At 71.8% G+C, this 23,295-nt stretch carries 20 protein-coding genes; 7 read left to right on the top strand and 13 right to left on the bottom strand.

Annotation, left to right across the window (positions count from 1 at the left end; all coding sequences use genetic code 11):
• Positions 1-638: 638 nt before the first annotated feature.
• The 5 genes from AC07EG_RS17635 to AC07EG_RS17615 all read right to left on the bottom strand — a co-directional run bounded on the left by AC07EG_RS17635 (position 639) and on the right by AC07EG_RS17615 (position 5,500).
• The gene (locus tag AC07EG_RS17635; protein ID WP_478254165.1) at positions 639-1,526 is read right to left on the bottom strand and encodes an Acg family FMN-binding oxidoreductase; all 888 of its coding nucleotides are present in this window, start codon (positions 1,524-1,526) and stop codon (positions 639-641) included.
• A 96-nt stretch (positions 1,527-1,622) separates the two neighbouring features.
• Complete coding sequence (locus AC07EG_RS17630) at positions 1,623-2,618, bottom strand: GAF domain-containing sensor histidine kinase (protein WP_478254164.1); 996 nt, start codon at positions 2,616-2,618, stop codon at positions 1,623-1,625.
• A 51-nt stretch (positions 2,619-2,669) separates the two neighbouring features.
• Positions 2,670-3,314: a response regulator gene (locus AC07EG_RS17625; RefSeq protein ID WP_478254163.1), complete on the bottom strand. Its 645-nt coding sequence runs from the start codon at positions 3,312-3,314 to the stop codon at positions 2,670-2,672.
• On the bottom strand, positions 3,311-3,703 hold the full coding sequence (locus AC07EG_RS17620; RefSeq protein WP_478254162.1) for a pyridoxamine 5'-phosphate oxidase family protein: 393 nt from the start codon (positions 3,701-3,703) through the stop codon (positions 3,311-3,313). The genes AC07EG_RS17625 and AC07EG_RS17620 overlap by 4 nt, the downstream gene beginning before the upstream one ends.
• Before the next feature lie 75 nt (positions 3,704-3,778).
• The gene (locus tag AC07EG_RS17615; RefSeq protein WP_478254161.1) at positions 3,779-5,500 is read right to left on the bottom strand and encodes a glycoside hydrolase family 2 protein; all 1,722 of its coding nucleotides are present in this window, start codon (positions 5,498-5,500) and stop codon (positions 3,779-3,781) included.
• Positions 5,501-5,572: 72 nt separating this feature from the next.
• On the opposite strand from AC07EG_RS17615, the gene AC07EG_RS17610 reads away from it, so the two are divergent.
• Positions 5,573-6,826: a glycosyltransferase family 4 protein gene (locus AC07EG_RS17610; protein WP_478254160.1), complete on the top strand. Its 1,254-nt coding sequence runs from the start codon at positions 5,573-5,575 to the stop codon at positions 6,824-6,826.
• Between the two features lie 58 nt (positions 6,827-6,884).
• Here the strand turns inward: AC07EG_RS17610 and AC07EG_RS17605 are convergent, their stop codons facing one another.
• The 3 genes from AC07EG_RS17605 to aceA form a co-directional block, all read right to left on the bottom strand.
• Entirely contained in the window at positions 6,885-7,868 is a 984-nt protein-coding gene (locus AC07EG_RS17605; protein WP_478254159.1) for a M28 family metallopeptidase, read from the bottom strand.
• Positions 7,869-7,999: 131 nt separating this feature from the next.
• Positions 8,000-9,601 carry a malate synthase A gene (gene aceB, locus AC07EG_RS17600; RefSeq protein WP_478254158.1) on the bottom strand — a complete coding sequence of 534 codons (1,602 nt, stop codon included), beginning with the start codon at positions 9,599-9,601 and terminating at the stop codon, positions 8,000-8,002.
• Positions 9,602-9,707: 106 nt separating this feature from the next.
• Positions 9,708-10,994: an isocitrate lyase gene (gene aceA / locus AC07EG_RS17595; RefSeq protein ID WP_478254157.1), complete on the bottom strand. Its 1,287-nt coding sequence runs from the start codon at positions 10,992-10,994 to the stop codon at positions 9,708-9,710.
• A 222-nt stretch (positions 10,995-11,216) separates the two neighbouring features.
• Between aceA and AC07EG_RS17590 the strand changes: the two genes are divergently transcribed.
• Together AC07EG_RS17590 and ilvA are read left to right on the top strand one after the other, a co-directional pair.
• Entirely contained in the window at positions 11,217-12,641 is a 1,425-nt protein-coding gene (locus AC07EG_RS17590) for a short-chain fatty acyl-CoA regulator family protein (RefSeq protein ID WP_478254156.1), read from the top strand.
• 47 nt (positions 12,642-12,688) lie between these two features.
• Positions 12,689-13,960: a threonine ammonia-lyase IlvA gene (gene ilvA, locus AC07EG_RS17585; protein ID WP_478254155.1), complete on the top strand. Its 1,272-nt coding sequence runs from the start codon at positions 12,689-12,691 to the stop codon at positions 13,958-13,960.
• A 12-nt stretch (positions 13,961-13,972) separates the two neighbouring features.
• Here ilvA and AC07EG_RS17580 read toward each other — a convergent pair whose 3' ends face one another.
• A complete protein-coding gene (locus AC07EG_RS17580; RefSeq protein ID WP_478254360.1) occupies positions 13,973-15,175 on the bottom strand; it encodes a M14 family zinc carboxypeptidase in 1,203 nt (400 codons plus the stop codon).
• 135 nt (positions 15,176-15,310) lie between these two features.
• The gene (locus tag AC07EG_RS17575) at positions 15,311-16,075 is read right to left on the bottom strand and encodes an acyltransferase (protein WP_478254154.1); all 765 of its coding nucleotides are present in this window, start codon (positions 16,073-16,075) and stop codon (positions 15,311-15,313) included.
• Positions 16,076-16,130: 55 nt separating this feature from the next.
• Here AC07EG_RS17575 and AC07EG_RS17570 point away from each other — a divergent pair, with 55 nt between their 5' ends.
• From AC07EG_RS17570 to AC07EG_RS17555, 4 genes are all read left to right on the top strand, one after another.
• Positions 16,131-17,090 (top strand): nucleoside hydrolase, encoded by a 960-nt coding sequence (locus AC07EG_RS17570; RefSeq protein WP_478254153.1) that lies wholly within the window; start codon positions 16,131-16,133, stop codon positions 17,088-17,090.
• 2 nt (positions 17,091-17,092) lie between these two features.
• A complete protein-coding gene (locus AC07EG_RS17565; RefSeq protein WP_478254152.1) occupies positions 17,093-18,244 on the top strand; it encodes a C40 family peptidase in 1,152 nt (383 codons plus the stop codon).
• A gap of 274 nt (positions 18,245-18,518) precedes the next feature.
• Positions 18,519-19,934, top strand: a complete 1,416-nt coding sequence (locus AC07EG_RS17560; protein WP_478254151.1) for an FAD-dependent monooxygenase — start codon at positions 18,519-18,521, stop codon at positions 19,932-19,934.
• A gap of 91 nt (positions 19,935-20,025) precedes the next feature.
• The gene (locus AC07EG_RS17555; protein ID WP_478254150.1) at positions 20,026-20,823 is read left to right on the top strand and encodes an SGNH/GDSL hydrolase family protein; all 798 of its coding nucleotides are present in this window, start codon (positions 20,026-20,028) and stop codon (positions 20,821-20,823) included.
• Here the strand turns inward: AC07EG_RS17555 and AC07EG_RS17550 are convergent.
• From AC07EG_RS17550 to AC07EG_RS17540, 3 genes are all read right to left on the bottom strand, one after another.
• Entirely contained in the window at positions 20,798-21,676 is an 879-nt protein-coding gene (locus AC07EG_RS17550; RefSeq protein ID WP_478254149.1) for an NAD(P)-dependent oxidoreductase, read from the bottom strand. The genes AC07EG_RS17555 and AC07EG_RS17550 overlap by 26 nt on opposite strands.
• Positions 21,677-21,742: 66 nt before the next feature.
• Complete coding sequence (locus AC07EG_RS17545; RefSeq protein ID WP_478254148.1) at positions 21,743-22,102, bottom strand: MerR family transcriptional regulator; 360 nt, start codon at positions 22,100-22,102, stop codon at positions 21,743-21,745.
• 43 nt (positions 22,103-22,145) lie between these two features.
• Positions 22,146-23,291 (bottom strand): MFS transporter, encoded by a 1,146-nt coding sequence (locus AC07EG_RS17540; protein ID WP_478254147.1) that lies wholly within the window; start codon positions 23,289-23,291, stop codon positions 22,146-22,148.
• Between the last annotated feature and the right edge of the window lie 4 nt (positions 23,292-23,295).

Genomic DNA, 23,295 nt, shown 5'->3' with positions numbered 1-23,295 from the left:
ACCGGTCAGCAGCACCGGCTGGGGCGTACAGGCCAGAGGTGCACATCGGCGAGTGGGCCACCGGCTGAGGATTGCACCAGCCGAGGCGGGCACATCGCCCGAGGCGGGCACACCGCCCAAGGCGGGCACACCGGCCGAGGCGGACACCGGCCGAGGCGGACACCGGCCGAGGCGGACACCGGCCGAGGCGGACACCGGCCGAGGCGGACACCGGCCGAGGCGGACACCGGCGAGTGGGCACACCGGCGAGTGGGCACACCGGCCGAGAACGCACAGCACCGGTCAGGAGCACAAACCGGGGAGACCGGCCAAGAAGCACACCGGCAAGGCGGGCACGCGGCCAAGACGCCAAAGCCAAGGGCAAGAACCAAGGCACCCCGGCCAAGACGCCAAAGCCAAGAGCAACAACCAAGGCACCCGGCCAAGACGCCAAAGCCAAGAGGGCAAACCGAGGCGCATCGGCCAAGGAGCGAAGCCCGAGGGCGCGCCCACCGAGGCGCACCGGGTGGGGTGGGCCGGGGCCGTGCGGCGAGCACTCCGCGCGGTACCGGCCCAGCCCTCACCCACCCGGGGGGGCGCTGGCGGGCCGCGAAGGGGCGGCGGCTGTGCACGCCTGGCCGGCCCTTCGCGGCCCTCGGTCACACGGCGACGGGCACGAGGTTCTGCACCACCTCGTCCAGTGGCCGCCGTGTGGTGGCCGGCAGGGGTTCGGCGTGCCGCCTCGCCCAGCCGAGGCGGCACACCACCTGGGGGTGCCCGCCGTGGAGCAGTTCCTTCGACAGCACCGGCCGCACGTCGGGCACGCCGAGCGGGTCGGTCAGGGCGCAGGTGGCCAGGCCCAGCCCGGTGGCGGCCAGCAGGATCTCGCTCAGCGCTTCCCCGGCCCGCAGCCGCGCCCGCCGGTCGTCGACCTCGGTGCCGACCACCAGCAGCACCGACTCGTGGTCGTGGTCCGGCACGCTCGGCGGCCAGTGCCCACCGGCGAGTTCGAGCAGCACCGCCGGGCCCAGCAGCTGGTAGCGCGCGCACTCGGCGAGCGCCCGCACCAGCTGGGGCCGGGCCCGGCCGTCCGTGGCCGCGCGCACCAGCGCCCCGGTGGCCTCGGCCCGGTCGGTGATCAGCGACAGGTGCGTCTCGGGGGGCCATCGCTGGTCGTAGCGACGCCGGTCGGAGCGGCGCCGGGGGATCGCGGCCGCCAGCGCGACCTCGTCGGCACCCGGTTCCCCGCGGTACGGCTCGACCACCGCGAGGTGGCCGGGGTCGTCCGGCTCCGGCAGCCGGTGCACCCGTGTGCGCCAGCCCTGCACGGCGAACCCGATCCGCAGGTGGTGCAGCGCCACCCCGCAGGCGATCAGCAGTCGGGCGCCGTTGGGATCGGTTTCCGGGACCTGCCGGTCGCGGCCGGCGTACAGGTGCACCGCCCGGCCGTCGAGCCCCCACCGCCACGGCTGCGAGTTGTGCACCGACGGGGCGCGCACGGCCAGCCCGATCGCCATCCGCACGGTCCGCTCGCCGGGGTGGGCCATGGCGCGCCTCCTTAGCCAGGATCAGACGATGGCACAACCGGAGCGGGACCCCGCAGGGCCGGAAGTCCCCGCTCGTGGGGACTTCCGCGGGGACCCTCAGGGCAGCGGCACCGACCAGAGCAACCGGGTGCCCCCTTCGGGTGAAGCCTGCACGTGCAGGGTGCCCCCGGCGCCGGCGGCCCGCGCGGCCAGCGTCGCCAGTCCGCTGTGGACCGCGCCGGGGGCGATGCCGGTGCCGTCGTCGGTGACGCCGATGCTCAGCTCGTTCTCCACCGCCACCGCCACGGTGACCGTGCTCGCCCCGGCGTGCCGCACGGTGTTGCCGACCGCCTCCCGCACCACCGCTTCGGCGTGCGCGGCGAGTTCCGGCGGGACCACGCTCAGCGGGCCGGACATCCGCACCACCGGCCGCACCCCGGTGCCGGCGACCAGCTCGCCGACCAGCTGCTGCAACCGCCGCCGCAGCCGGGTCGCGTCCTCCGGGTCCCCGTGCAGGTCGAAGATGGTGCCGCGGATCTCACGCACCACCTCCTGCAGGTCGGCCACGCTCTCCCCCAGCCGCCGCCGGACCTCCGGGGATCCGGCCTGCTGCTGCAGGCTCTGCAGCGACAGGCCGACCGCGAACACCCGCTGGATCACGTGGTCGTGCAGTTCGCGGGCGATCCGGTCGCGTTCGTTGAGCAGGTCCAGCTGGTACTGGTGCAGGTGCTCCCGCGCGGCTCGCACGGCCAGCGCGGCCTGCTCGGCGAAGCCCTTCGCGACCGCCACGCCGTCGGCGGTGAACGGCTCGCCGTCCCTGTCCCGCAGGGCGATCAGCACCCCGGTCACCCCGGGCAGCGGGACCGCGAGCGCGGGCCCGGACCGCCCGGCCAGCCCGGCACCCGGCGTGCCCGCCCGGCGCGGCCTGCCGGAGCGCAGCACCGCCGCGGCGATCGTGCCCTCGAGCGGGATCCGCTGGGGTGCGTCCGGTCCGGCGGCGGCCACCACCGCCAGCCCGCCGTCCTCGCCGGGCAGCGCCAGGAGGACGTGGTCGGCACCGAGCCGGGTCCGGGCGCGGACGACCACCAGGCGCAGGACCTCACCCTCGGTCACGCCACCAGACTGGCACCCCGCGCCCCCGGAGGACAGCGCCGTCCAGGGGGCTCAGGAGCCGGGGGGCCGCCCGCGCAACCGGGTGGCCAGCACGGCGGCCTGGGTGCGGCGCTGCATGCCGAGTTTCGTGAGCAGCCGCGAAACGTAGTTCTTCACCGTCTTCTCCGCCAGGTTCATCCGCGTGGCGATCTGGCGGTTGGTCAGGCCGTCGCTGATGAACACCAGCAGTTCCCGCTCCCGCTCGGACAACGCCGCCAGCGGGCCTTCGGCGGCCACGTCGGCACGCAGCTTCGCCATCAGCGTGGCGGCGGCCCGGTTGTCCAGCAGCGACAGCCCGGACCCGACGTCGTGCACCGCGGAGACCAGCCGCAGGCCGTCGATGTCCTTGATCACGTAACCCCCGGCCCCGGCGAGGATCGCGTCGAGCATGGCCTGCTCGTCGGTGAACGAGGTGAGCATCAGGCAGTTCAGGCCGGGCAGCCGCGACCGCAGATCACGGCACAGCTCCACCCCGTTGCCGTCCGGCAGGCGCACGTCGAGCACCGCGATGTCCGGCCGCAGCGCGGGGATGCGCGCCAGCGCCTGCGCCGCCGTGCCCGCCTCGCCGACCACCTCCAGGTCCGGGTCCGCCGCCAGCAGGTGCGCCACCCCGCGCCGGACCACCTCGTGGTCGTCGACCAGGAACACCCGGATCATCGGCCGTTGCCGATCCGGGTGCCGGACGCCAGCTTCACGGTGATCTTGAGGAACCGGTCGGCGGCCGAGGCCGCCCACGGGGTCACCGCGGTGGCGGACAGCGCGGCCAGTTCGGCGCGGTCGGAGATCTCGGTGGCGTGCCCGACCACGCTCACCGTCCAGCCGCGGGTCAGGTCGGGCGAGAGCCGGTCGGCCTGGAAGGCCACCACGGCGTTGCGCACCGCGGCGGGCAGTTCGCTGTCCCCGGCACTGCGGAAGACCACCGCGCCGTTGCGCATGGTGTAGCCGACCAGGTCGATCGCCGGCATCGCGTGTTTGGTGTAGACCACCCGCCCCACCCCGGTCCTTCCCAGCAGGTGCAGGCATTCACCGTGGCTCAGCGACTCCATGTCGGCCTCCGTGTGCTTCCCCGGCGCGCGGGCTCAACCTGGCAAACCCGCCGGGCTCCGGGAAAGGGCCGAAAGTCACCGAGCTCGGGCCTGACTGCCCGCCTCGATCGCCTCCCGATTGTGTGCCGCGGCCACCGCGATGTCGAGCTTGGCTTCCCGGCGGTCGTAGGTGAAGAAGCCGTTCACCTCGTTCTCCACGTCCGTGGCCTGCGTGTAGACGGCCCCGGACAGGCCCAGTTCCGGGATGAGCCGCGTGAGTTCGGCGCTCACCTCGGCGTAGCGGCGGGTGAGTTCCTCGCGGCTGCCGGTCATCTCGTAGGCCATCGGCGGTCCCGGCCAGACGTGCCCCGGCAGCACCAGGCCGAGCCCGCCGTACTCGCCGTCGACCCGCACCCGCGCGTCGATGATCTCCGGGCGGCCGGGGCCGACGTAGGTGTGGTCGTCGTAGATGTCGCCCGCTCCGGTGTCGGGGTGGGAGTGGCAGCAGTTCACGCCGCTGCTGGCGTTCACCATCCGGGTCGGGTCGGCTTCGCGGACGAGCGCCGAGATGCGCACCGTGTCGTATTCACCCCAGCCCTCGTTGAACGGCACCCAGCCGACCAGGGAGGTCACCCCGCGCAGCTGGTCGATCAGTTCGAGCAGTTCGGCTTCGAAGCGCCGCCGCGCCTCGGGGACCGGTGGCGCCTGCGGTCCCGGCGGGTTGTCCAGCAGCACCGGCAGGGACGGCATGTCCTGCCAGACCAGCAGGCCGAGCCGGTCGGTCCAGTGGTACCAGCGGGCCGGTTCCACCTTGGCGTGCTTGCGGACGAAGTTGAAGCCGAGCGCCTTGGTCTGCTCCAGGTCGAACCGCAGCGCCTCGTCGGTGGGGGCGGTGTAGACGCCGTCCGGCCAGTAACCCTGGTCCAGCGGGCCGTGCAGGAAGGTGATGCGGCCGTTCAGCGCGATCCGCGGCCTGCCCCGCTCGTCCCTGGCGACGCCGATGGTGCGCAGGCCGGTGTACCCGCGGACGACGTCTTCGCCCAGCCGGACGGTCAGGTCGTACAGGTACGGGTCCTCCGGTGACCACAGCCGCGGCGACGGCACCTCGACGCGGATCGCCCGGCCCGCCGGGCCGTCGGCCCGGGTCACCTCCTCGCCGTCCGGGGTGCGGACCACCACTTCCACCCGGTCGCCGCCGGACACGCGCGGGGTGAGGGTGAACCCGGTCAGGTCGCTGTCGAGGTCGAGCCGCCGGATGTGCTCGGGCGGCACCGGTTCCAGCCAGACGGTCTGCCAGATGCCGGAGGCGCCGGTGTAGAGGATGCCGCCGGGGTCCCGGCGCTGCTTGCCCAGCGGGTGCGTGCCGGTGTCGACCCGGTCCTCGGCGCGCACCAGCACCTCCTGCGGGCCGTCCGCCCGGAGCGCCTCGGTGATGTCCGCGCTGAACGCGGTGTACCCGCCCTCGTGCTCGGCGACCAGCTGGTGGTTGACCCAAACGCGGGCACGCTGGTCGACCGCGCCGAAGTGCAGCAGCACCCGGTCCCCCGCCCAGTCCGCCGGGACCTCGAAGGTGCGGCGGTACCACATCAGGTCGTCGTGCGCGCCGATCCCGGACAGCGCCGACTCCGGCGGGTAGGGCACCAGGATCAGCTCGCCGCGGCGGGTCTCGGTGGTGTACTCCCACAGCCCGTTCAGGTTCAGCCAGCGGTCGCGGACCAGGTGCGGGCGCGGGTACTCCGGCAGCACGTGCTCCGGGTCGACCCGGTGCGTCCACGGGGTGGGCAGGACGGGCGGCTTGGCGGTGAACTCCGTGCTCATCACCCCCGATGCTGGCAAAGATCGGCGACCGCCGCACGGATCCGCGCTTGACTCACGAGTAACCTGCCCTGCATGCGCGTGCTGATGCTGTCCTGGGAGTACCCGCCGGTTGTCGTCGGCGGACTGGCCCGGCATGTCCACGCGCTGGCCAGGCACCTGGTCCGCGACGGGCACGAGGTGGTGGTGCTCTGCCGCCACGTCGCCGGGACCGACGCCTCGACGCACCCGCAGACCGATCGGGTGGTCGAGGGCGTCCGGATCATCCGGGTGGCCGAGGACCCGATGCACGTGACCTTCGAGCGGGACCTGGTGGCCTGGACGCTGGCCATGGGCCACGCCATGGTCCGGGCGGGCAACGAACTGCTGCGCGGCTGGCAGCCCGAGGTGGTGCACGCCCACGACTGGCTGGTCGCGCACCCCGCCATCGCGCTGGCCGACGCCGCCCGCGTGCCGCTGGTCGGCACCATCCACGCCACCGAGGCGGGGCGGCACTCCGGCTGGCTGTCGCACCCGCTCAACCAGCAGGTGCACTCGGTCGAGTGGTGGCTGGCGAACCGGGCCGACGCGCTGATCACCTGCTCGCGGGCGATGCGCGCGGAGGTCGGGCACCTGTTCGAGGTGTCACCGGAAGAGATCACCGTGATCCACAACGGCATCGAGGAACGCGGCTGGCAGGTGCCCGCCGCCGAGGTGGCGCACGCGCGGCGGACCCACAGCCCCGAGGGCGCGCCCCTGCTGCTCTACTTCGGCCGCCTGGAGTGGGAGAAGGGCGTGCAGGACCTGCTCGCCGCCCTGCCGCGCATCCGCCGCGACCACCCCGGCACCCGGCTGGTGGTGGCGGGCAAGGGGCGGCACCTGGACGAGCTGGTCGAGCAGGCCAGGAAGCTGCGGGTGCGGCGGGCGGTGGAGTTCGTCGGCCACCTGTCCGACCGCGACCTGCGGGCGGTGCTCTCCGCGGCCGACGCGGTGGTGCTGCCCAGCCGGTACGAACCGTTCGGCATCGTCGCGCTGGAGGCCGCGGCGGCGAAGGCACCGCTGGTGGCGTCGACCGCGGGTGGCCTCGGTGAGGTGGTGGTCGACGGGGTGACCGGGCTGGCCTTCACCCCGGGGGACGTGACCGCGCTGGGTACCGCGGTGGACGCGGTGCTGGCGGACGCCCGGGCCGCGCGGCGCCGCGCCGCCGCCGCGCAGGCCCGGTTGGCCGCGGACTTCGACTGGTGCCGGATCGCCGAGGACACCGCGGCCGTCTACCGCCGGGCGAAGGTCCGCGAGCCCGAGGTGCTGGGCCGGCCGAAGATCGCCACCGGCAACGCCTTTCCCGGCTGAGGTTGAACACCCCCGTGGCCGCGGCTCCAGTCACGCGGCCACGAGGGCTGGCTGGGGCCTAGATCGGGCAGCGCACGCAGTCGGCCGCGGCCTTGACCGGGGCGCCGCTGAGCGACCACAGGGTGTAGGCCATCACGTCGGTGTGCCGGTCCAGCGAGGTGGCGTTGATGTTGCTCGTGGTGTCGCACGAGCGGTGGTAGCAGCGGTCGTACGCCTGGCCGGCGGTGCCGCCCCACTTCTGCGCCTGCGCCGCGGTCTTGATGCCCTCGGCGCCGCTGAACGTGCCGCCGACCGGGATGCCGGACCGCGCGAACGCGGCGTGGTCGGACCGCCCGCCGACGCTGGTCGGCTCGGTCGGCACGCCCTTGGCCTGGAACCCGGCCTTCAGCGTGTTCTCGATGGTGGTCGAGCCGGACGGCTGACCCGAGCTGGAGTAGACGAAGTACGCCGGGTTCGGCGAACCGGTCATGTCGAAGTTCACATAACCCTTGATCACCGAGCGCTGCGCGGTGGTCAGGCTGTTGACGTACCGGGTGGATCCGATCAGCCCCAGCTCTTCGGCCCCCCACCAGCCGAAGCGCAGGTGCTTCTGCGGTTGCAGGTTCTGCTTCGCCACGGTCAGCGCGACTTCGAGCAGCCCGGCCGAGCCGCTGCCGTTGTCGTTGATGCCGGGGCCGACGGTGACGCTGTCCAGGTGCCCGCCCGCCATGATGACGTTGCCGGCGTCCCCACCGGGCCAGTCGGCGATCAGGTTGTAGCCGGTCGCCCCGTTGTAGCTGAAGGTGTGGAGCTGCGTCTGGTACCCGGCGGCGTCGAGCTTGCCCTTCACGTAGTCGATCGAGGCCTTGTAGCCGGCCCGGCCGTGGGCGCGGTTGCCGCCGTTGGCGGTGGCGATGTTCTGCAGTGCGGTGAGGTGGGCCTGCACGTTCGCCACCGGGATGTCCGGCGCGGCCAGTACCGGCGCGGCGGTGGCAGGCGCGCTCAGCACTGCGATCGGCAGTGCGGAAGCGGCCACCAGGACCAGCGCGTGACGCAGTTTCATCACGAAGCTCCTCAGCGAGGGGGAGATTGTCCGACTCGCCGGAGCCTGCCCGCTGGCCGAACGTGAAAACAATCCGGAACCCGCTAAGTAGGCGTACCTAAAGTTGCGGGTTCCGGATGTTTTCCACGCGGTCAGGAGGTCAGGTAGCGCGCGTAGGCCGAAGTGGTGAAGAAGGCGGGCAGCTTCTCCCCGAGCGCGGTCTCGACGAAGATGTCACGCGCGTCGTCGAGCCGGTTGCCGGGACCGAGGTCGGCGTGGATGCGGCCGAGTTCCTCGCGCAGCAGCTCGAAGGCCAGCTCGGTGGTCACCGCGGTGCCGTCGGCCAGCTTCGTGCCGTTGCGGATCCACTGCCACACCTGGCAGCGCGCGATCTCCGCGGTGGCCGCGTCCTCCATCAGGTTCGAGATGCCCGCGGCCCCGGTGCCGCGCAGCCACGAGTCGAGGTAACGCAGGCCGACGTTGATGTTGGCGCGCAGCCCGGCCTCGGTGACCTCACCCCCGGCGCTGGCCACGTCGAGCAGGTCCTCGGCGGTGACCACGACGTCCTCGCGCAGCTTGCCGAGCTGGTTCGGCCAGCCGCCGAGCACCTCGTCGAAAACCTCGCGGCAGACCGGGACCAGGCCGGGGTGCGCCACCCACGAGCCGTCGAACCCGTCGCCCGCCTCGCGCTCCTTGTCCTGGCGCACCTTCTCCAGCGCGTTCGCGTTGACCTCCGGGTCGCGGCTGGGGATGAACGCGGCCATGCCGCCGATGGCGTGCGCCCCGCGCTTGTGGCAGGTCTGCACCAGCAGTTCGGTGTAGGCCCGCATGAACGGCACGGTCATGGTGACCTGCGCGCGGTCCGGCAGCACGAAGTCGGCGCCGTGCTCGCTGAAGTTCTTGATCACGCTGAAGATGTAGTCCCAGCGCCCGGCGTTCAGCCCGGCCGCGTGCTCGCGCAGCTCGTAGAGGATCTCGTCCATCTCGAACGCGGCGGTGATCGTCTCGATCAGCACGGTGGCCCGGATCGCGCCCTGCGGCAGGCCGAGTTCACGCTGGGCGAAGCGGAAGACGTCGTTCCACAGCCGCGCCTCGAGGTGGTTCTCCAGCTTCGGCAGGTAGAAGTACGGGCCGCGGCCGCGGGCGAGCAGCTGGCGGGCGTTGTGGAAGAAGAACAGGCCGAAGTCGACCAGGCTGGCCGAGACCGGGCGGCCGTCGATGCGGATGTGCTTTTCCACCAGGTGCCAGCCGCGGGGGCGGGCGACGATGGTGGCCGGGTCGTCGCCGATGGTGTAGCGCTTGCCGTTCTCGCCGGTGAAGTCGATGTCGCGGCGGATGGCGTCGTAGAGGTTGAGCTGCCCCTCGATCATGTTGTGCCAGGTCGGGGCGTTGGCGTCCTCGAAGTCGGCCAGCCAGACCTTGGCCCCGGAGTTGAGCGCGTTGACCGTCATCCTGCGGTCGGTCGGCCCGGTGATCTCCACCCGGCGGTCCTCCAGGCCGGGGGCGGCCGGGGCGACCTGCCACGAGTCGTCGTTGCGGATGTGCGCGGTCTCCGGCCGGAACCCGAGCCGCTCCTCGCCACTGGCCAGCTTCTCCCGGCGCAGGCGCCGCGCGTCGAGCAACTCGCGGCGGCGGCCGGCGAACTCGTTGTCCAGCTTGGCCACGAACTCCACCGCGGCCGGGGTGAGGATCTCGTCGAACCGGTCGGCGCGCGGACCGGTCAGGTCGATGCGGCAGGCGAGCTTGTCGGACATCTGGTTCCTCCGGGAACTGGCGTTTCGGGGGTGGGGAAGGGAAGCCGCCGGAGCGCTCCGGTCGTGCGGGCGACCATCGCGGAGCGGCCCGGCGGCTTCCGGGGTATCAGTGGAACTGGGCCTCTTCGGTGGACCCGGTCAGCGCGGTGGTCGAGCTGTCCGGGTTCAGCGCGGTGGCCACCTGGTCGAACCAGCCGGTGCCGACCTCGCGCTGGTGCTTGGTGGCGGTGTAACCCCGCTCCTCCGAAGCGAACTCGCGCTCCTGCAGGTCGACGTAGGCGGTCATGCCCTCGTTCGCGTAGCCCTTGGCCAGGTCGAACATCGAGTAGTTCAGCGCGTGGAAACCGGCCAGCGTGATGAACTGGAACTTGTAGCCCATGTGACCCAGCTCGCGCTGGAACTTCGCGATGGTCGCGTCGTCCAGGTGCTTCTTCCAGTTGAACGACGGCGAGCAGTTGTAGGCCAGCAGCTGGTTCGGGTACTTCGCCTTGATCGCCTCGGCGAACTTCCGCGCCACCTCCAGGTCCGGCTCGGAGGTCTCCATCCACAGCAGGTCGGCGTACTGGGCGTAGGCGAGGCCGCGCTCGATGCACGGCTCGATGCCGTTGCGCACCTTGTAGAAGCCCTCGGCGGTGCGCTCACCGGTGATGAACTGCTGGTCGCGCTCGTCCACGTCGCTGGTGATCAGCGTGGCGGCCTGCGCGTCGGTGCGGGCGATGATCAGCGACGGCACGCCGGCCACGTCCGCGGCCAGCCGGGCGGCGTTCAGCGTGCGCTCGTGCTGCTTGGTCGGGATCAGCACCTTGCCGCCGAGGTGGCCGCACTTCTTCTCCGAGGCCAGCTGGTCCTCCCAGTGCACGCCCGCGGCACCGGCCGCGATCATGCCCTTCATCAGCTCGAACGCGTTGAGCGGGCCACCGAAGCCCGCCTCGGCGTCGGCGACGATCGGGGCGTACCAGTCGATGTCGGTGTTGCCCTCGGCCCAGTTGATCTGGTCCGCGCGGCCCAGCGCGTTGTTGATCCGGCGGACCACCGCGGGCACCGAGTTGGCCGGGTACAGGCTCTGGTCCGGGTAGGTCTGCCCGGACAGGTTCGCGTCGGCGGCCACCTGCCAGCCGGAGAGGTAGATCGCCTTCAGCCCGGCGCGCACCTGCTGGACGGCCTGGTTGCCGGTGAGGGCACCCAGCGCGTGGATGTAGTCCTCGGTGTGCAGCAGGTTCCACAGCTTCTCCGCGCCGCGGCGGGCGAGCGTGTGCTCCTCGACCACGCTACCGCGCAGCTTGATCACGTCGGCCGCGCTGTAGGTACGGTCCACACCCTGCCAGCGGGCGTCGGTCTCCCACTGCTCCGCAAGCTCTGCCGCTGCCTGCTCCCTGTTGACCGTGTCAGCCATCTTTCCCACCTTTGCGAACTTTGCGATGTCTCGCTTCCGGTTTTGACCATGACATGCGCTGGGGAAACGCGGCTACAGCTCCAATTTGCCAAATTTTGCAAACTTTACGTAGCATGCGAGCGAAGGTTGCGAACGCTTGGTTCGCAGACCTGCGGAATTACCCGAGCTTGATCGTTAACTGGATCGTTCAGGCCCGGAAACCTTCCGGAAAGGACCGGTTCAGTGGACAAAACCTTCGCCGGCGCGAAACTGCGCCACCTGCGTGAGACGCGCTCGATGAGCCAGGCCGACCTCGCGCGGCTGCTGGAGATCTCGCCGAGCTACCTCAACCAGATCGAGCACAACGCCCGCCCGCTGACCGTGCCGGTGCTCTTCCGCATCACCCAGGCGTTCGGCGTGGACGCCGAGTTCTTCGCCAACAACGACACCGCGCGCCTGGTCGCCGACGTGCGCGAAGCCCTGCTCGACGAGTCGCTCGGCGTGCAGGCCACCAACGGCGAGATCAACGAGCTGGCGACCAACCTGCCGTCGATCGCCCAGGCGCTGGTCCGGCTGCACCGGCGTTACCGGGACGCGGTGGAGAACACCGCCGCGCTGGTCACCGAGGACGGCAGCGGGGTGCACGGCAGCGCGGCCGCGCCGCTGCCGCACGAGGAGGTGCGCGACTTCTTCTACGAACGGGAGAACTACGTCGCCGAGCTGGACGAACGCGCCGAGCGGATGGCCGGTGAGCTGCCGCTGCGCCGGGGTGAGGTGCTCTCCGCGCTGCGTGACCGGCTGACCGAGCGGTACGGCGTGCACGTCACCAGCGAGGGCATCGACGAGACGGTCGGCGAGCAGCACCGGTACGAGCCGCAGGCACGGGTGCTGCGGATGGCGCCGAGCCTGCGGGTCGGGCAGCAGGCGTTCCGGATGGCTTCGCAGATCGCCCTGCTGGAGTACGACGACCTGATCGCCGAGCTGGCCGACTCGTGGGCGTTCTCCGGCCCGGCCGCGCGGTCGCTGGCGAGGGTCGGGCTGGCGAACTACTTCGCCGGCGCGCTGATCCTGCCGTACGAGTCGTTCCACCGGCGGGCCGAGGAGTTCCGGTACGACATCGAGCGGCTCTGCGACCACTTCGGCGTCGGTTTCGAAACCGCCTGCCACCGGCTGTCCACCCTGCAGCGCCCCAAGCTGCGCGGGGTGCCGTTCTCCTTCGTGCGGGTGGACCGGGCCGGGAACATGTCGAAGCGGCAGTCGGCGGCCGGTTTCCACTTCTCCCGGGTCGGCGGCGCGTGCCCGCTGTGGAACATCTACGAGGCGTTCACGTCGCCGGGCAAGATCCTCACCCAGATCGCCTCGCTGCCGGACGGCAAGAGCTACTTCTGGATCGCGCGGACGATCTCGCGGAACATCGGCGGTTACGGGTCGCCGGGCAAGATGTTCACCGTCGGCCTCGGCTGTGAACTCCGCCACGCCCGGCGGCTGGTCTACTCGACCGGCCTCGACCTGGACGACCGCGCCGCGGCCACCCCGATCGGCATGGGCTGCAAGGTCTGCGAACGCCCGGCCTGCCCGCAGCGCGCCTTCCCGACGATCGGCAAGCAGCTGACCGTCGACGAGAACACCAGCACCTTCGTGCCCTACCCCGCCGTGCCGAAGCCCTGACCGGGGCCTCGATCGGGCCGCGGCCGCCGGGAGTAGATTCCGGCGGCATGCACGGCGTACGCACCGCGGAAGTGAGCGCGGACCTGGTCGACGCGGCCGCGGACCGACTGGCCGGGGTGGTCACCCGGACCCCGCTCGAACCCAGTTCCCGCCTGTCGGCGCGGCAGAACGCCAGGGTCTGGCTCAAGCGCGAGGACCTCCAGACCGTGCGCTCGTACAAGGTCCGCGGGGCCTACAACTTCATCGTGCAGCTCGACGCGGAGGTCCGCGCCCGCGGTGTGGTCTGCGCCAGCGCCGGCAACCACGCGCAGGGCGTGGCCTACGCCTGCCGCCGGCTCGGTGCCAACGGCCGCGTTTTCGTGCCGCGCACCACCCCGCGGCAGAAGCGCGAGCGGATCGCCACGCTCGGCGGCGCACACGTCGAGGTGATCGTCACCGGTGACAGCTACGAGGACGCCTCCGCCGAGGCCCGCCGCGAAGCCGACCGCACCGGCGCCACCCTCGTCCCGGCCTTCGACGACCCGCGCACGGTCGCCGGGCAGGGCACCGTGGCCCGCGAAATCGTCGACCAGCTGGGCTTCGCGCCGGACGTGCTGGTGGTGCCGGTCGGCGGGGGCGGCCTGCTCGCCGGGATCGTCAGCTGGATGCGCGAACGCCACCCGTCGACCCGGGTCGTCGGGGTGGAACCGGCGGGCGCGGCCTGCCTGGCGGCCGCCGTCGACGCCGGTGAACCGGTGCGCATCGAGGGGGTCGACTCGTTCGTCGACGGCGCCGCGGTGGCCATCGCCGGTTCGGTGACCTACCCGATCATCCGCGACAGCGTTGTCGAGAGCAGGGTCGAGCTGACCACCGCCGAAGAGGGCGCGGTGTGCACCGAGATGCTGGAGCTGTACCAGTCCGACGGCATCATCGCCGAACCGGCGGGCGCGCTGGCCAGCACCGGGCTCGGCGCGCTGGAGATCGGGCCGGAGGAGACGGTGGTCTGCGTGGTCTCCGGCGGCAACAACGACGTCAGCCGGTACAGCGAGATCCTCGAGCGCTCACTGGTCCACAAGGGACTCAAGCACTACTTCCTGGTCGGCTTTCCGCAGGAGCCGGGGGCGCTGCGCCGCTTCCTCGACGAGGTGCTCGGCCCGGAGGACGACATCACCCTGTTCGAGTACGTCAAGCGCAACAGCCGGGAGACCGGCCCGGCGCTGATCGGGATCGAGATCGAGCGCCCGGCCGACCTGCCCGGCCTGCTGGACCGCCTCGACGCCAGCCCGCTCCGGGTGGAACGGGTGGAACCGGGCAGCCCGTTGTTCCACTTCCTGCTTTAGCCGCTGCCTGCGCTAGTCGTCCAGCCGGGCGTCGGCGGCGGTGCCGATGTTCGGGCCGCGCGGCGGGATCCGGTCGTACTCGGCCGGGTCCAGCTTGCGCGCCTGGCCGCTGGCCACCGCCGAGAGCATCCCGTCCAATCCGATGTAGACGGACTTGGTGAGCACCGCCCGGTACTGCTGCCCCAGCGTCTGCGTCTGCCCGCGCACCTCGAACAGCACCGTGCCGCTGCCGTTGAGCGCGAACGAGCCGAGCCCGGTGCCCGGCAGGTTGGTGTCCTGCGGGTACAGGGTGACGTTGCCGAACACCGGCCGGTTGTTCGCCGCGCCCTGCAAGGCGTTGTGCACCGCCACGTTCAGCTGCTTCGAGTACTTCAGGTCGTACTTCGAGGCGTACTTCTCGTAGCCGGGCGTGGTGGCCGGGTCGTCGACGAACTTGCCGGAGATGGACAGCGTGACGAACTCCTCCGGGTCGTCCGGCATCACGTAGCAGGCGCCCTGGTGGTGCAGGTCGACGTAGGTGTCGACCTTGCCGAACTCGGCGGTCAGCCCGCGGTAGACGTCCCGCACGATCGAGGTCTCCGGCGAGAGGTACCAGCCGGTCTGCGCCGAGGTGCCGGGGAAGTCCTCCTTGCGCGGCACGTAGTTCAGATCGGGGTGGTAGTCGCGGTTGATGTCGAAGCCCGGCCGCTTCGAGTAGTCGTCACCCTGCAGCGAGCCGGTGTAGTAGTTCCACGCGGGCTGCACGCCCCGCAGCTGCGGGTGCCGCGCGGTGACCTCCTGCCAGGTCATGTCGTTGCCGCGGCGGTCGAGCTCGGCGCCGTCCGGGTTCATCTTCGGGATGGCCACGATGGTCAGCTCGCTGCGCCAGCGCTTGGCCTTGGCCGAGTCGCTGGTGCCGACGAAGTCCAGCAGGTCGAGGACGGCGTCCGTGCCGGTCTTCTCGTTGCCGTGGATCTCGCTGGTCACCAGCACGGCCTTCGGCCCGGTGCCGACGCGCGCCGAGTAGATCTCGCGCCCGCGGTTGCTCCGGCCGAGCTGCTCGACCTGCACCTTGCCCCCGCTGACGCGCTCGATCCGGTCGAGTTCCACGCCCAGCTCGCGGTGGTCGGTGAACTCGTTGATCGGCAGCTCACGCGGGGTTTCGCTGCAGGTCGCGGCCGCGGTGTAGAGGCCGTCGTCCGGCGCGGCGACCGCGGGCGCGGCCGTGCCGAGCAGGGCGATGCCGGACAGGGTGACCAGGGCGAAAGCTGAACGTCTGCGTACTCGCACGGCTCCTCCACTTCGCGGTGAGGAGTCGATGCTAGTTAGTTGCGGCAACGAACGACAATCCGCCGTTCGTCCGGTTCGCCCTCAGTTGGCGGTGAGGTCACGCAGCGTCTTCTCGAGCGCCTCGTCCGCCTTGCGCGCCATGTCGCGCACGGCCTCGCGGCGTTCGGCGTCGGCCTCGTAGTCGGCCCGCCGGTCACGCACCACGCGGGCCGGTGAACCCACCGCGATGGCGAAGTCCGGGATGTCGCCGCGCACCACCGCGTGCGCGCCGAGCACGCAGCCGCGGCCGACGCGGGTGCCCTTGAGCACCGAGACCTTGGTGCCGATCCAGGTGTCCGGCCCGATCCGCACCGGCGACTTGACGATGCCCTGGTCCTTGATCGGCCGGGTGATGTCGGTGGTCACGTGGTCGAAGTCGCAGATGTAGACCCAGTCGGCGACCAGCGTGGCCGCGCCGAGTTCGATGTCGAGGTACCCGTTGACCACGTTCTGCCTGCCGAACACGGCCTTGTCGCCGATGCGCAGCGAGCCCTCGTGGCAGCGGATCGCGTTGCCGTCGCCGATGTGCACCCAGCGGCCGATCTCCAGCCGCCCGTAACCGGGGCGGCAGTGGATCTCCACGTCCCTGCCGAGGAACACCATGCCCCGCAGGATGATGTGCGGGTTGAGCAGGCGGAACTTCAGCAGCCGCCAGTACCGCACCAGGTACCAGGGGGTGTAGGCGCGGTTGCGCAGCACCCAGCGCAGCGAGTCGGCGGTGAGGAACCGGGCCTGCCGCGGGTCGCGCCGCGCGCGCCGCCACGCCTTCGCCCTGGCCACCACCGGGGAACCCCACATGGATGTCATGGGCCTGACCGTAACCTGTAGCCGTCGGCGGGTGACAGGCTAGGGAGTTGCAGTGTTGAACCGGGGCACGAAACTGATCATCGACACCGATCCCGGCGTCGACGACGCGTTCGCGCTGGCGCTGGCCGCACGCAGCACCGAGGTCGAGCTGATCGGCGTGACCACCGTGTTCGGCAACGTGCCGCTGGCCTCGACCACGGAGAACGCCCGCCGCCTGCTCAACCTGTTCGGCCGCGCCGACGTGCCGGTCGCGGCCGGCGCCGAGCGGCCGCTGGTGCACGCGCAGAGCCGCGCCTCCTCGGTGCACGGCGCCGACGGGCTGTCCGGCCGGTCGTCCTCGCTGGCCGCCGCCGAGCGCGAACTGGAGACGGCCGACGCGGTGACCATGCTGGTCTCGCTGCTGGAGCGCGCCGACGAGCCGGTGACCATCGCGCCGATCGGGCCGCTCACCAACATCGCCCTGCTCCTGGCCGCGCACCCGCGCATCCGCGACCGGATCGAGCGGCTGGTGATCATGGGTGGCGCGATCGGCCGCGGCAACATCACCGCCGCCGCCGAGTTCAACGTGTGGGCCGATCCCGAGGCGGCCCGGCGGGTGCTGGTCGAGGAGCGGGTGCCGGTCACGCTGGTGCCGATGGACCTGACCCGCCGCTGCGCGGTGTCCGCCGACTGGCTGGCCGAACTGGCCGACGGCGATCCGACCGGTGAGGTGCTGGTCTCGCTGACCGGCGACTACCTGGCGCACTACCGGAAGGAACTGGGCTTCGACGGCATCGTGCTGCACGACGCGGTCGCGGTGGCGGAGGCGATCCGGCCGGGCATCCTGCAGACCGAGCGGTTCCCGGTGGACGTGGACTGCTCGTTCGGCCCGTACCGGGGCGCGACCCTGCTCGATCAGCGTCGTTGGACACATCGGGAAGCGAACGGCGAGCCGGAGGGCACGTCGATCGAGGTGGCCGTCGAGACCGATCTGGACGGCCTGCGCAAGTTCGTGCTCGACGGGATCAGGGGGTAGTGGTGGCGGAGGAAGCCGGGCAGCGGCCGATCCGGCGCGCCGTGGTGATCGCGCTGGTCGCAGTGGCCGTGGCGACCGGGGTTTTCGTGCTGGTCAACCGGCCGGGCGACGTCCCGCTGGCGGAGAGCACGGACCACACGGCGAACACCGCCCCGCCGGTGACCACCGAGCCACCGGCTCCGCCGCCGAGCACCCCGCAGCCGCAGCCGGGCGCGGCGCTGCCCGCGTCCCCCGGCAAGCAGCTCGACGACTGGGCCGCCAAGTACTCGGCGTGGCTGGAGATCCCGCAGCGCTCGATGCTCGCCTACGCCAAGGCGACCATCACGATGAGCCAGGAGCAGCCCGCCTGCCACGTGTCCTGGGTGACGCTGGCCGGCATCGGCAAGAACGCCTCCGACCACGGCCGCGCCGGTGGCCTGATCGGCGAGGACGGGCGCCCGGCGCAGCCGATCGGCACGGTGGAACTGCTCGACTTCAACGGCACGGTGGTCTCCGAACGGGACGCGAACGGGCCGATGCAGCTGACCCCGGCCGTCTGGGACAAGTGGGCGCGCAGCGCCGGCGGCGAAGGCACGCCCGACCCGCAGAACCTCGACGACGCCGCGCTGACCACCGCCCGCGCGCTGTGCGCCGACGGCACCCGCGACCTGTCCGACGGCCCGACCTGGTGGAACGCGGTCGCCTCGATCCAGGACGCGCCGCTGTTCCTGCACCGCGTGCTGGCCACCGCCAACGTCTACGGCACCGTCGCGAAAACCGACGCGCCGCCGAAGACCTCGGTGCTCAAGGCGGTCTACTTCGCCATCGAGAAAATCGGCCTGCCGTACGTGTGGGGTGGCAACGGCATCGAAGGCGGCCACGAGGGCTTCGACTGCTCGGGGCTGACCACCGCGGCCTACGGCAACGCGGGCATCACGCTCAAGCGCACCGCGCACTGGCAGTACGGCAGCGTGCCGCTGGTCCCGGCCGAGGAGGAGCCGCAGCTCGGCGACCTGGTGTTCTTCGGCAACCCGTCGACCAAGATCCACCACGTCGGCATCTACGTGGGCAACAAGCAGATGGTGGACGCGCCCACCTTCGGCCAGGCCGTGCAGGTGCACGCCTACCGCCGCCCCGGCGACGACTACGCCGGGGCGGGGCGCCCGGCCACGTGATGGTGTGGCGCACCACCGGTGGTGGTTCTTCGCGGGCCCCCTCAGCTCGGAGCCGCCTTGGCCCGGTCGGCATGCTGCCTGCCTGGCGAAAAGCAGTGGACGGGGTGCCGTCCGGGCTTGTAGCTTGCGGAAGCCCGTGACCCGGCCCGAGGAGGTGAGACCCATGAACGCGGTAGCGACGTGGGTGCTCCCCCTTCCCGTCACGGCCGGCGACTGACGCGGGTGTCGCCGGGAGCGCCCTGACCACCAGGCACTCCCGAAAGGCAACACACCTGTGTTCGACGTGATCATCGCCGGTTGCGGTCCGACCGGCGCCGTGCTGGCCGCCGAACTGCGGCTGCACGGCGTGCGCGTTCTCCTGCTCGAGAAGGAAACCGAGCCCGCGTCGTTCGTCCGCGTGGTCGGCCTGCACATGCGCAGCATCGAGCTGATGGCCATGCGCGGTCTGCTGGACCGCCTGCTCGAGCACGGCAGGCGGCGCCCGGCCGCCGCCTTCTTCGCCGCCATCGACAAACCCGCCCCGCGGGGGCTGGCTTCCCCGCACGCCTTCCTGCTGGGCATTCCGCAGCCGGTCCTCGTCGACCTGCTGTCGGCGCACGCGGTCCAGCTGGGCGCGCAGCTCCGGCGTGGTGACGCGGTGACCGGCTTCGAGCAGGACGACGAGGGGGTGACCGTCGAACTGGCCACCGGCGAACAGCTGCGTTCGCGGTACCTCGTCGGCTGTGACGGCGCACGCAGTGCGGTCCGCAAACTGCTCGGCGTCGGTTTCCCCGGTGAGCCTTCGCGCACCGACACGCTGATGGGCGAGCTGCGGGTGGGGGTGTCGCAGGAGGAGGTCGCCGCCAAGGTGGCCGAAATCCACGAGACCCACCAGCGGTTCGACTTCCGGCCCTTCGGCGGCGGGTTCCACCGGGTGGTGGTCCCCGCCGCGGAGGTCGGCGACCACACGGAGCCGCCCACGCTCGAAGACTTCAAGCGGCAGTTGCGGGCCGTGGTCGGAACCGACTTCGGCGTGCACTCCCCGCGCTGGCTGTCCCGCTTCGGGGACGCCACGCGGCTGGCCGACCGCTACCGGGTCGGGCGGGTGCTGTTGGCCGGGGACGCCGCCCACATCCACCCCCCGATCGGCGGGCAGGGCCTCAACCTGGGGTTGCAGGACGCGGTCAACCTCGGCTGGAAACTGGCCGGGCAGGTGCGCGGTTGGGCGCCGGAAACCCTGCTGGACACCTACCACGCGGAACGCCACCCGGTGGCCGAAGGCGTGCTGGACAACACCCGCGCCCAGCTGGAGCTGCTCTCCGCCGAACCGGGCGCGCGGGCCGTGCGCAGGCTGCTCACCGAGCTGATGGACTTCGACGAGGTCAACCGCCGCCTGTTCGAGGAGATCACCGCGATCGGCGTCCGCTACGACTTCGGCGACGGCCCCGATCTGCTCGGCCGCCGCCTGCCGGACCTCGACGTGCGAACGGGCCGCCTCTACGACCTGCTGCGCCGGGGTCGCGGCCTGCTGCTGGACCGCACCGGCCGCCTGACCGCCGGGGCCTGGGCCGACCGGGTGGACCACCTGGCGGATCCGACCGCGGCGCTGGACGCCCCGGGTGTCCTGCTCCGCCCGGACGGTCACGTCGCCTGGATCGGCGACGACCAGCGGGACCTGGACGCCGGATTGGCGCGGTGGTTCGGCCACTGAACCAGTCGTGACCTCGGTCACCTTGACGTGGGTGAGTGCTCACTAACTACGCTGGTTAGTAAGCACTCACCCACTCAATCGAGGACTTCCTATGACCAAGGTCGTCACCAAAAGACGCGTTCTCCTCACGGTCTGCCTGGTGCTCGTCGCCGCACTCGGCACGTTCGGCACCGCCGGTTATCTCGCCTTCGTCCGCGGACCGGCCAACACCCCAGCCGAGGTGTGCGGCAGCCCCGGCACGCGCCCGGTCGTGGTCAACGCCGGAGCCAGCATGACGCAGGGCACGCTCGGCGGTGACTGGGTCGGCGCGCTGCGCACCAGAGCGGAGTTCGCCGGCCTCGAGTTCGTCAACGCGGGCGTCAACGGCGACACCAGCGCCGACCTGCTCGCCCGCCTCGACACCGACGTCCTCGCGTGCGCTCCCACGGCGGTGACGATCCTGGTCGGCACCAACGACGTCCGCGGCGACGTGCCGCCAGCCGACTACCGCGCCAACCTCACCGCGATCGTGCAGCGCATCCAGACCGGCACCACCGCCCGCATCGCGCTGATGTCGTTGCCACCGCTCGGCGAGGACCCGGGCACCGAGATCAACCACAGGCTGGCCGGGTACAACGCCGTGATCAAGGAAACGGCCGAGCAGACGCGAGTGGACTACCTCCCGGTGCACGAACGCCTGACCGGCCTGCTCGCCGAGGGCACCGGCCAGCCCTACGACTTCGGCTTCCCGACGGCGCTCTGGGCCGCCACCCAGCACTACGTGTTCGGCCGGAGCTGGGACGAGGTCACCCGCGGTGCCGGTCGCGCCCTGCTCGTCGACCACGTCCACCTCGACGACCGCGGTGCCGCGCAGCTCACCGAACTCACCGCCGGCTGGCTGGGCCGATGACCTCGAACAGGCTGGAGAAGCCCTGGTCACCGTGCCCGTCGGCGATCCGGCGGTCCATCAGCGCCTTGACCTCGCGCATCCGCACGGTCTCCACGCCGACCGACTCCCGGTGGCTGATCAGGTCGTCCATCAGCGCCGCCTGGACGTTCAGCGAACCGAGGTCGGGGCCGTATTCACCGCTCCGGACCGCTTCGCCGAACGAGGTCAGCAGCGCCGGGTAACCGCCGAGCGAACCGGCGACGCGCTCGGCGAAGGCCACCACGTCACCGCCTTCCGCCCGCACCAGCTTGAGCACGTGCAGGAAGCCGATCAGCAGTTCGTAACCCATGGCGACCTGCGCCAGGAACTCCACGGCCGCCGCACCGGCGTCCTCCCCGTGGTAGGCGACGGTGCCCAGTTCGCGCAGCGCGGCCTCGTGGGCTTCGAACGCGCTCCGGGCGCCGCTGAACGGGAACATGACATCCGGCGTACCGACGTACGGCGGATCGCCCATGACCTTGCCGTCGAGGTAGACGGCACCGCGTTCCTCCGCCCAGCGCGCGTTCGCCCGCGCCTGGTCGGGAGAACCGCTGGTGACGTTGGCCAGCACCTTGCCGTCGGCCACTTCCTCGATCGAACCCAGCACCTGCTCGACGGCGGTGCTGTCGAGCAGGCAGAGCACCACGAGCGGACTGGCCGCGACCGCTTCCGCGGCCGTCGCGGCCACCGCCGCCCCGGCGTCGGCCAGCGGCTCCGCCTTGCTCTCGGTGCGGTTCCAGACCGTGGTCCGGTAACCGCGGTCGACGAAGGTCCTGGCGATCGCCGAACCCATGTCACCGAGTCCGAGCACGGTGACCTGCTTTGCTGCCGTCATGAGGTTCCTCCACATCGGTGCGGACAACGGCAGCCTGCAACCTCCAGCGAAGTCCAGGTCAACCCGTCAGGTGCCGCCGGCCGCGTCGATGACTTGGTCGAGGACTTCGCGGGAGCGGGCGAGGTCGGCCATGGTGCGGTCGATGCGGTCGCGTTCGGCGGTGAGGTCGGCGACCAGTTGCGCGTCGGCGGTTTCGGACGGGCCGCCGTCGGCGTCGCGCAGGCAGGGCAGCAGGCGCGCGATCTTCCGGCTGGGCAGACCGGCGGCGAACAGTTCCTGGATGCGGATGACCCGGTCGACCGCGGCGTCCGGGTAGTCGCGGTGCCCACCCCGCGTGCGTGCGGCGGCGAGCAGGCCCTGCTGCTCGTAGTACCGCAGCGAGCGCTCGCTCACGCCGGTGCGCCGGGCCAGTTCACCGATCCGCATACCGCCTCCGGGGTTGAACCTGACACTGGTGTCAACTTCTACCCTAGCGCGCATGGGCGAACCCGCGGGCACGCGCACCGAGCACCACCGCCAGCACCGGCACCAGCAGAACCGTTGCGGCCCAAGGAAAAACCCCGGCGCCGAACCGGTCCAGCAGCAGCCCGCCGAGCACCCCGCCACCGGCCATCGCCGCGTTCCACAGGGTGACCAGCACGGCCTGCGCGGTGTCCGCCGCGTCACCACCGGCCTGGCCGGCGGCGGTCTGCAGCAGGGTCGGCACCCCGCCCCACCCGAGCCCCCACACCGCGGCGGCGAGGTGGACCAGCAACGCGTTGGCGGAAAACACCCCGAGCCCCACGGCCGCCGCGCCGACCAGGACCGTGCCGGTGATGGTCAGCACCCGCAGCCGCCGGTCGATCAACGCGCCGACCACCCAGATGCTCACCATCGACGCGACCCCGAAGACCAGCAGCACCAGGTCGACCGAAGCGCCGAGCCCCGCCCGTTCCAGGAAGGTGGCGATGTAGGTGTAGAGGATCGTGTGCGCCAGCACGAAAACCAGGGTCACCACCAGCACCGGCGCCACCCCCGGCACGGCGAGCGTGCGCCGGAGCGGGATGCGGCCGCCGCGGGGCTGCCCGGGGAAGTCCGGGACGGCCACGGCGATCCAGCCCAGCAGCACCACGGCGAGCACGGACATCACCGCGAAGGTGGCCCGCCAGCCGAGTGCTCCGCCGAGGAAGGTCCCGGCGGGCACGCCGAGCGAAAGGGCGAGCGGGATGCCCGCCATCACCACCGCGATCGCCCGGCCCGGCGCACCCTCCGGCGCCAGGCGGCGGGCGTACCCGGCCAGCAGCGCCCAGACCACTCCGGCGGCCACCCCGGCGAGGAACCGGGCGGCCATGGTCAGCGCGTAGTCCGCGGACACCGCGGTGACCGTGTTGGCCACCGCGAAACCGGCGATCCCGGTCAGCAGCAAGCGTTTGCGCCGCCAGCCGGCGGTGGCCGCGGACAACGGGATCGCGGCGAGCGCGGTGCCCAGCGCGTAACTGGTCACCGTCTGCCCGGCGGCGGATTCGGTGACGCCGAGGTCGCCGCTCAACGCGGGCAGCACCCCGGCGGGCAGGGCTTCGGTGAGCACGGTGATGAAGGCGGCGGTGGTCAACGCCGGCAGGGCGGGGAGTCGCATGACG

This window comes from Amycolatopsis sp. NPDC045836, assembly GCF_056431745.1.
This window is presented reverse-complemented; position numbering and strand designations above follow the sequence as displayed.

What these genes read in the sequence shown, in the direction of transcription:
- AC07EG_RS17635 (WP_478254165.1), bottom strand. Translation starts at nt 1,526, where the DNA reads ATGGCCCACCCCGGCGAGCGGACCGTGCGGATGGCGATCGGGCTGGCC.
- AC07EG_RS17625 (WP_478254163.1), bottom strand. Translation starts at nt 3,314, where the DNA reads ATGATCCGGGTGTTCCTGGTCGACGACCACGAGGTGGTCCGGCGCGGG.
- AC07EG_RS17620 (WP_478254162.1), bottom strand. Translation starts at nt 3,703, where the DNA reads ATGGAGTCGCTGAGCCACGGTGAATGCCTGCACCTGCTGGGAAGGACC.
- AC07EG_RS17615 (WP_478254161.1), bottom strand. Translation starts at nt 5,500, where the DNA reads ATGAGCACGGAGTTCACCGCCAAGCCGCCCGTCCTGCCCACCCCGTGG.
- AC07EG_RS17610 (WP_478254160.1), top strand. Translation starts at nt 5,573, where the DNA reads ATGCGCGTGCTGATGCTGTCCTGGGAGTACCCGCCGGTTGTCGTCGGC.
- AC07EG_RS17605 (WP_478254159.1), bottom strand. Translation starts at nt 7,868, where the DNA reads ATGAAACTGCGTCACGCGCTGGTCCTGGTGGCCGCTTCCGCACTGCCG.
- aceB (WP_478254158.1), bottom strand. Translation starts at nt 9,601, where the DNA reads ATGTCCGACAAGCTCGCCTGCCGCATCGACCTGACCGGTCCGCGCGCC.
- aceA (WP_478254157.1), bottom strand. Translation starts at nt 10,994, where the DNA reads ATGGCTGACACGGTCAACAGGGAGCAGGCAGCGGCAGAGCTTGCGGAG.
- ilvA (WP_478254155.1), top strand. Translation starts at nt 12,689, where the DNA reads ATGCACGGCGTACGCACCGCGGAAGTGAGCGCGGACCTGGTCGACGCG.
- AC07EG_RS17575 (WP_478254154.1), bottom strand. Translation starts at nt 16,075, where the DNA reads ATGACATCCATGTGGGGTTCCCCGGTGGTGGCCAGGGCGAAGGCGTGG.
- AC07EG_RS17555 (WP_478254150.1), top strand. Translation starts at nt 20,026, where the DNA reads ATGACCAAGGTCGTCACCAAAAGACGCGTTCTCCTCACGGTCTGCCTG.
- AC07EG_RS17550 (WP_478254149.1), bottom strand. Translation starts at nt 21,676, where the DNA reads ATGACGGCAGCAAAGCAGGTCACCGTGCTCGGACTCGGTGACATGGGT.
- AC07EG_RS17545 (WP_478254148.1), bottom strand. Translation starts at nt 22,102, where the DNA reads ATGCGGATCGGTGAACTGGCCCGGCGCACCGGCGTGAGCGAGCGCTCG.
- AC07EG_RS17540 (WP_478254147.1), bottom strand. Translation starts at nt 23,291, where the DNA reads ATGCGACTCCCCGCCCTGCCGGCGTTGACCACCGCCGCCTTCATCACC.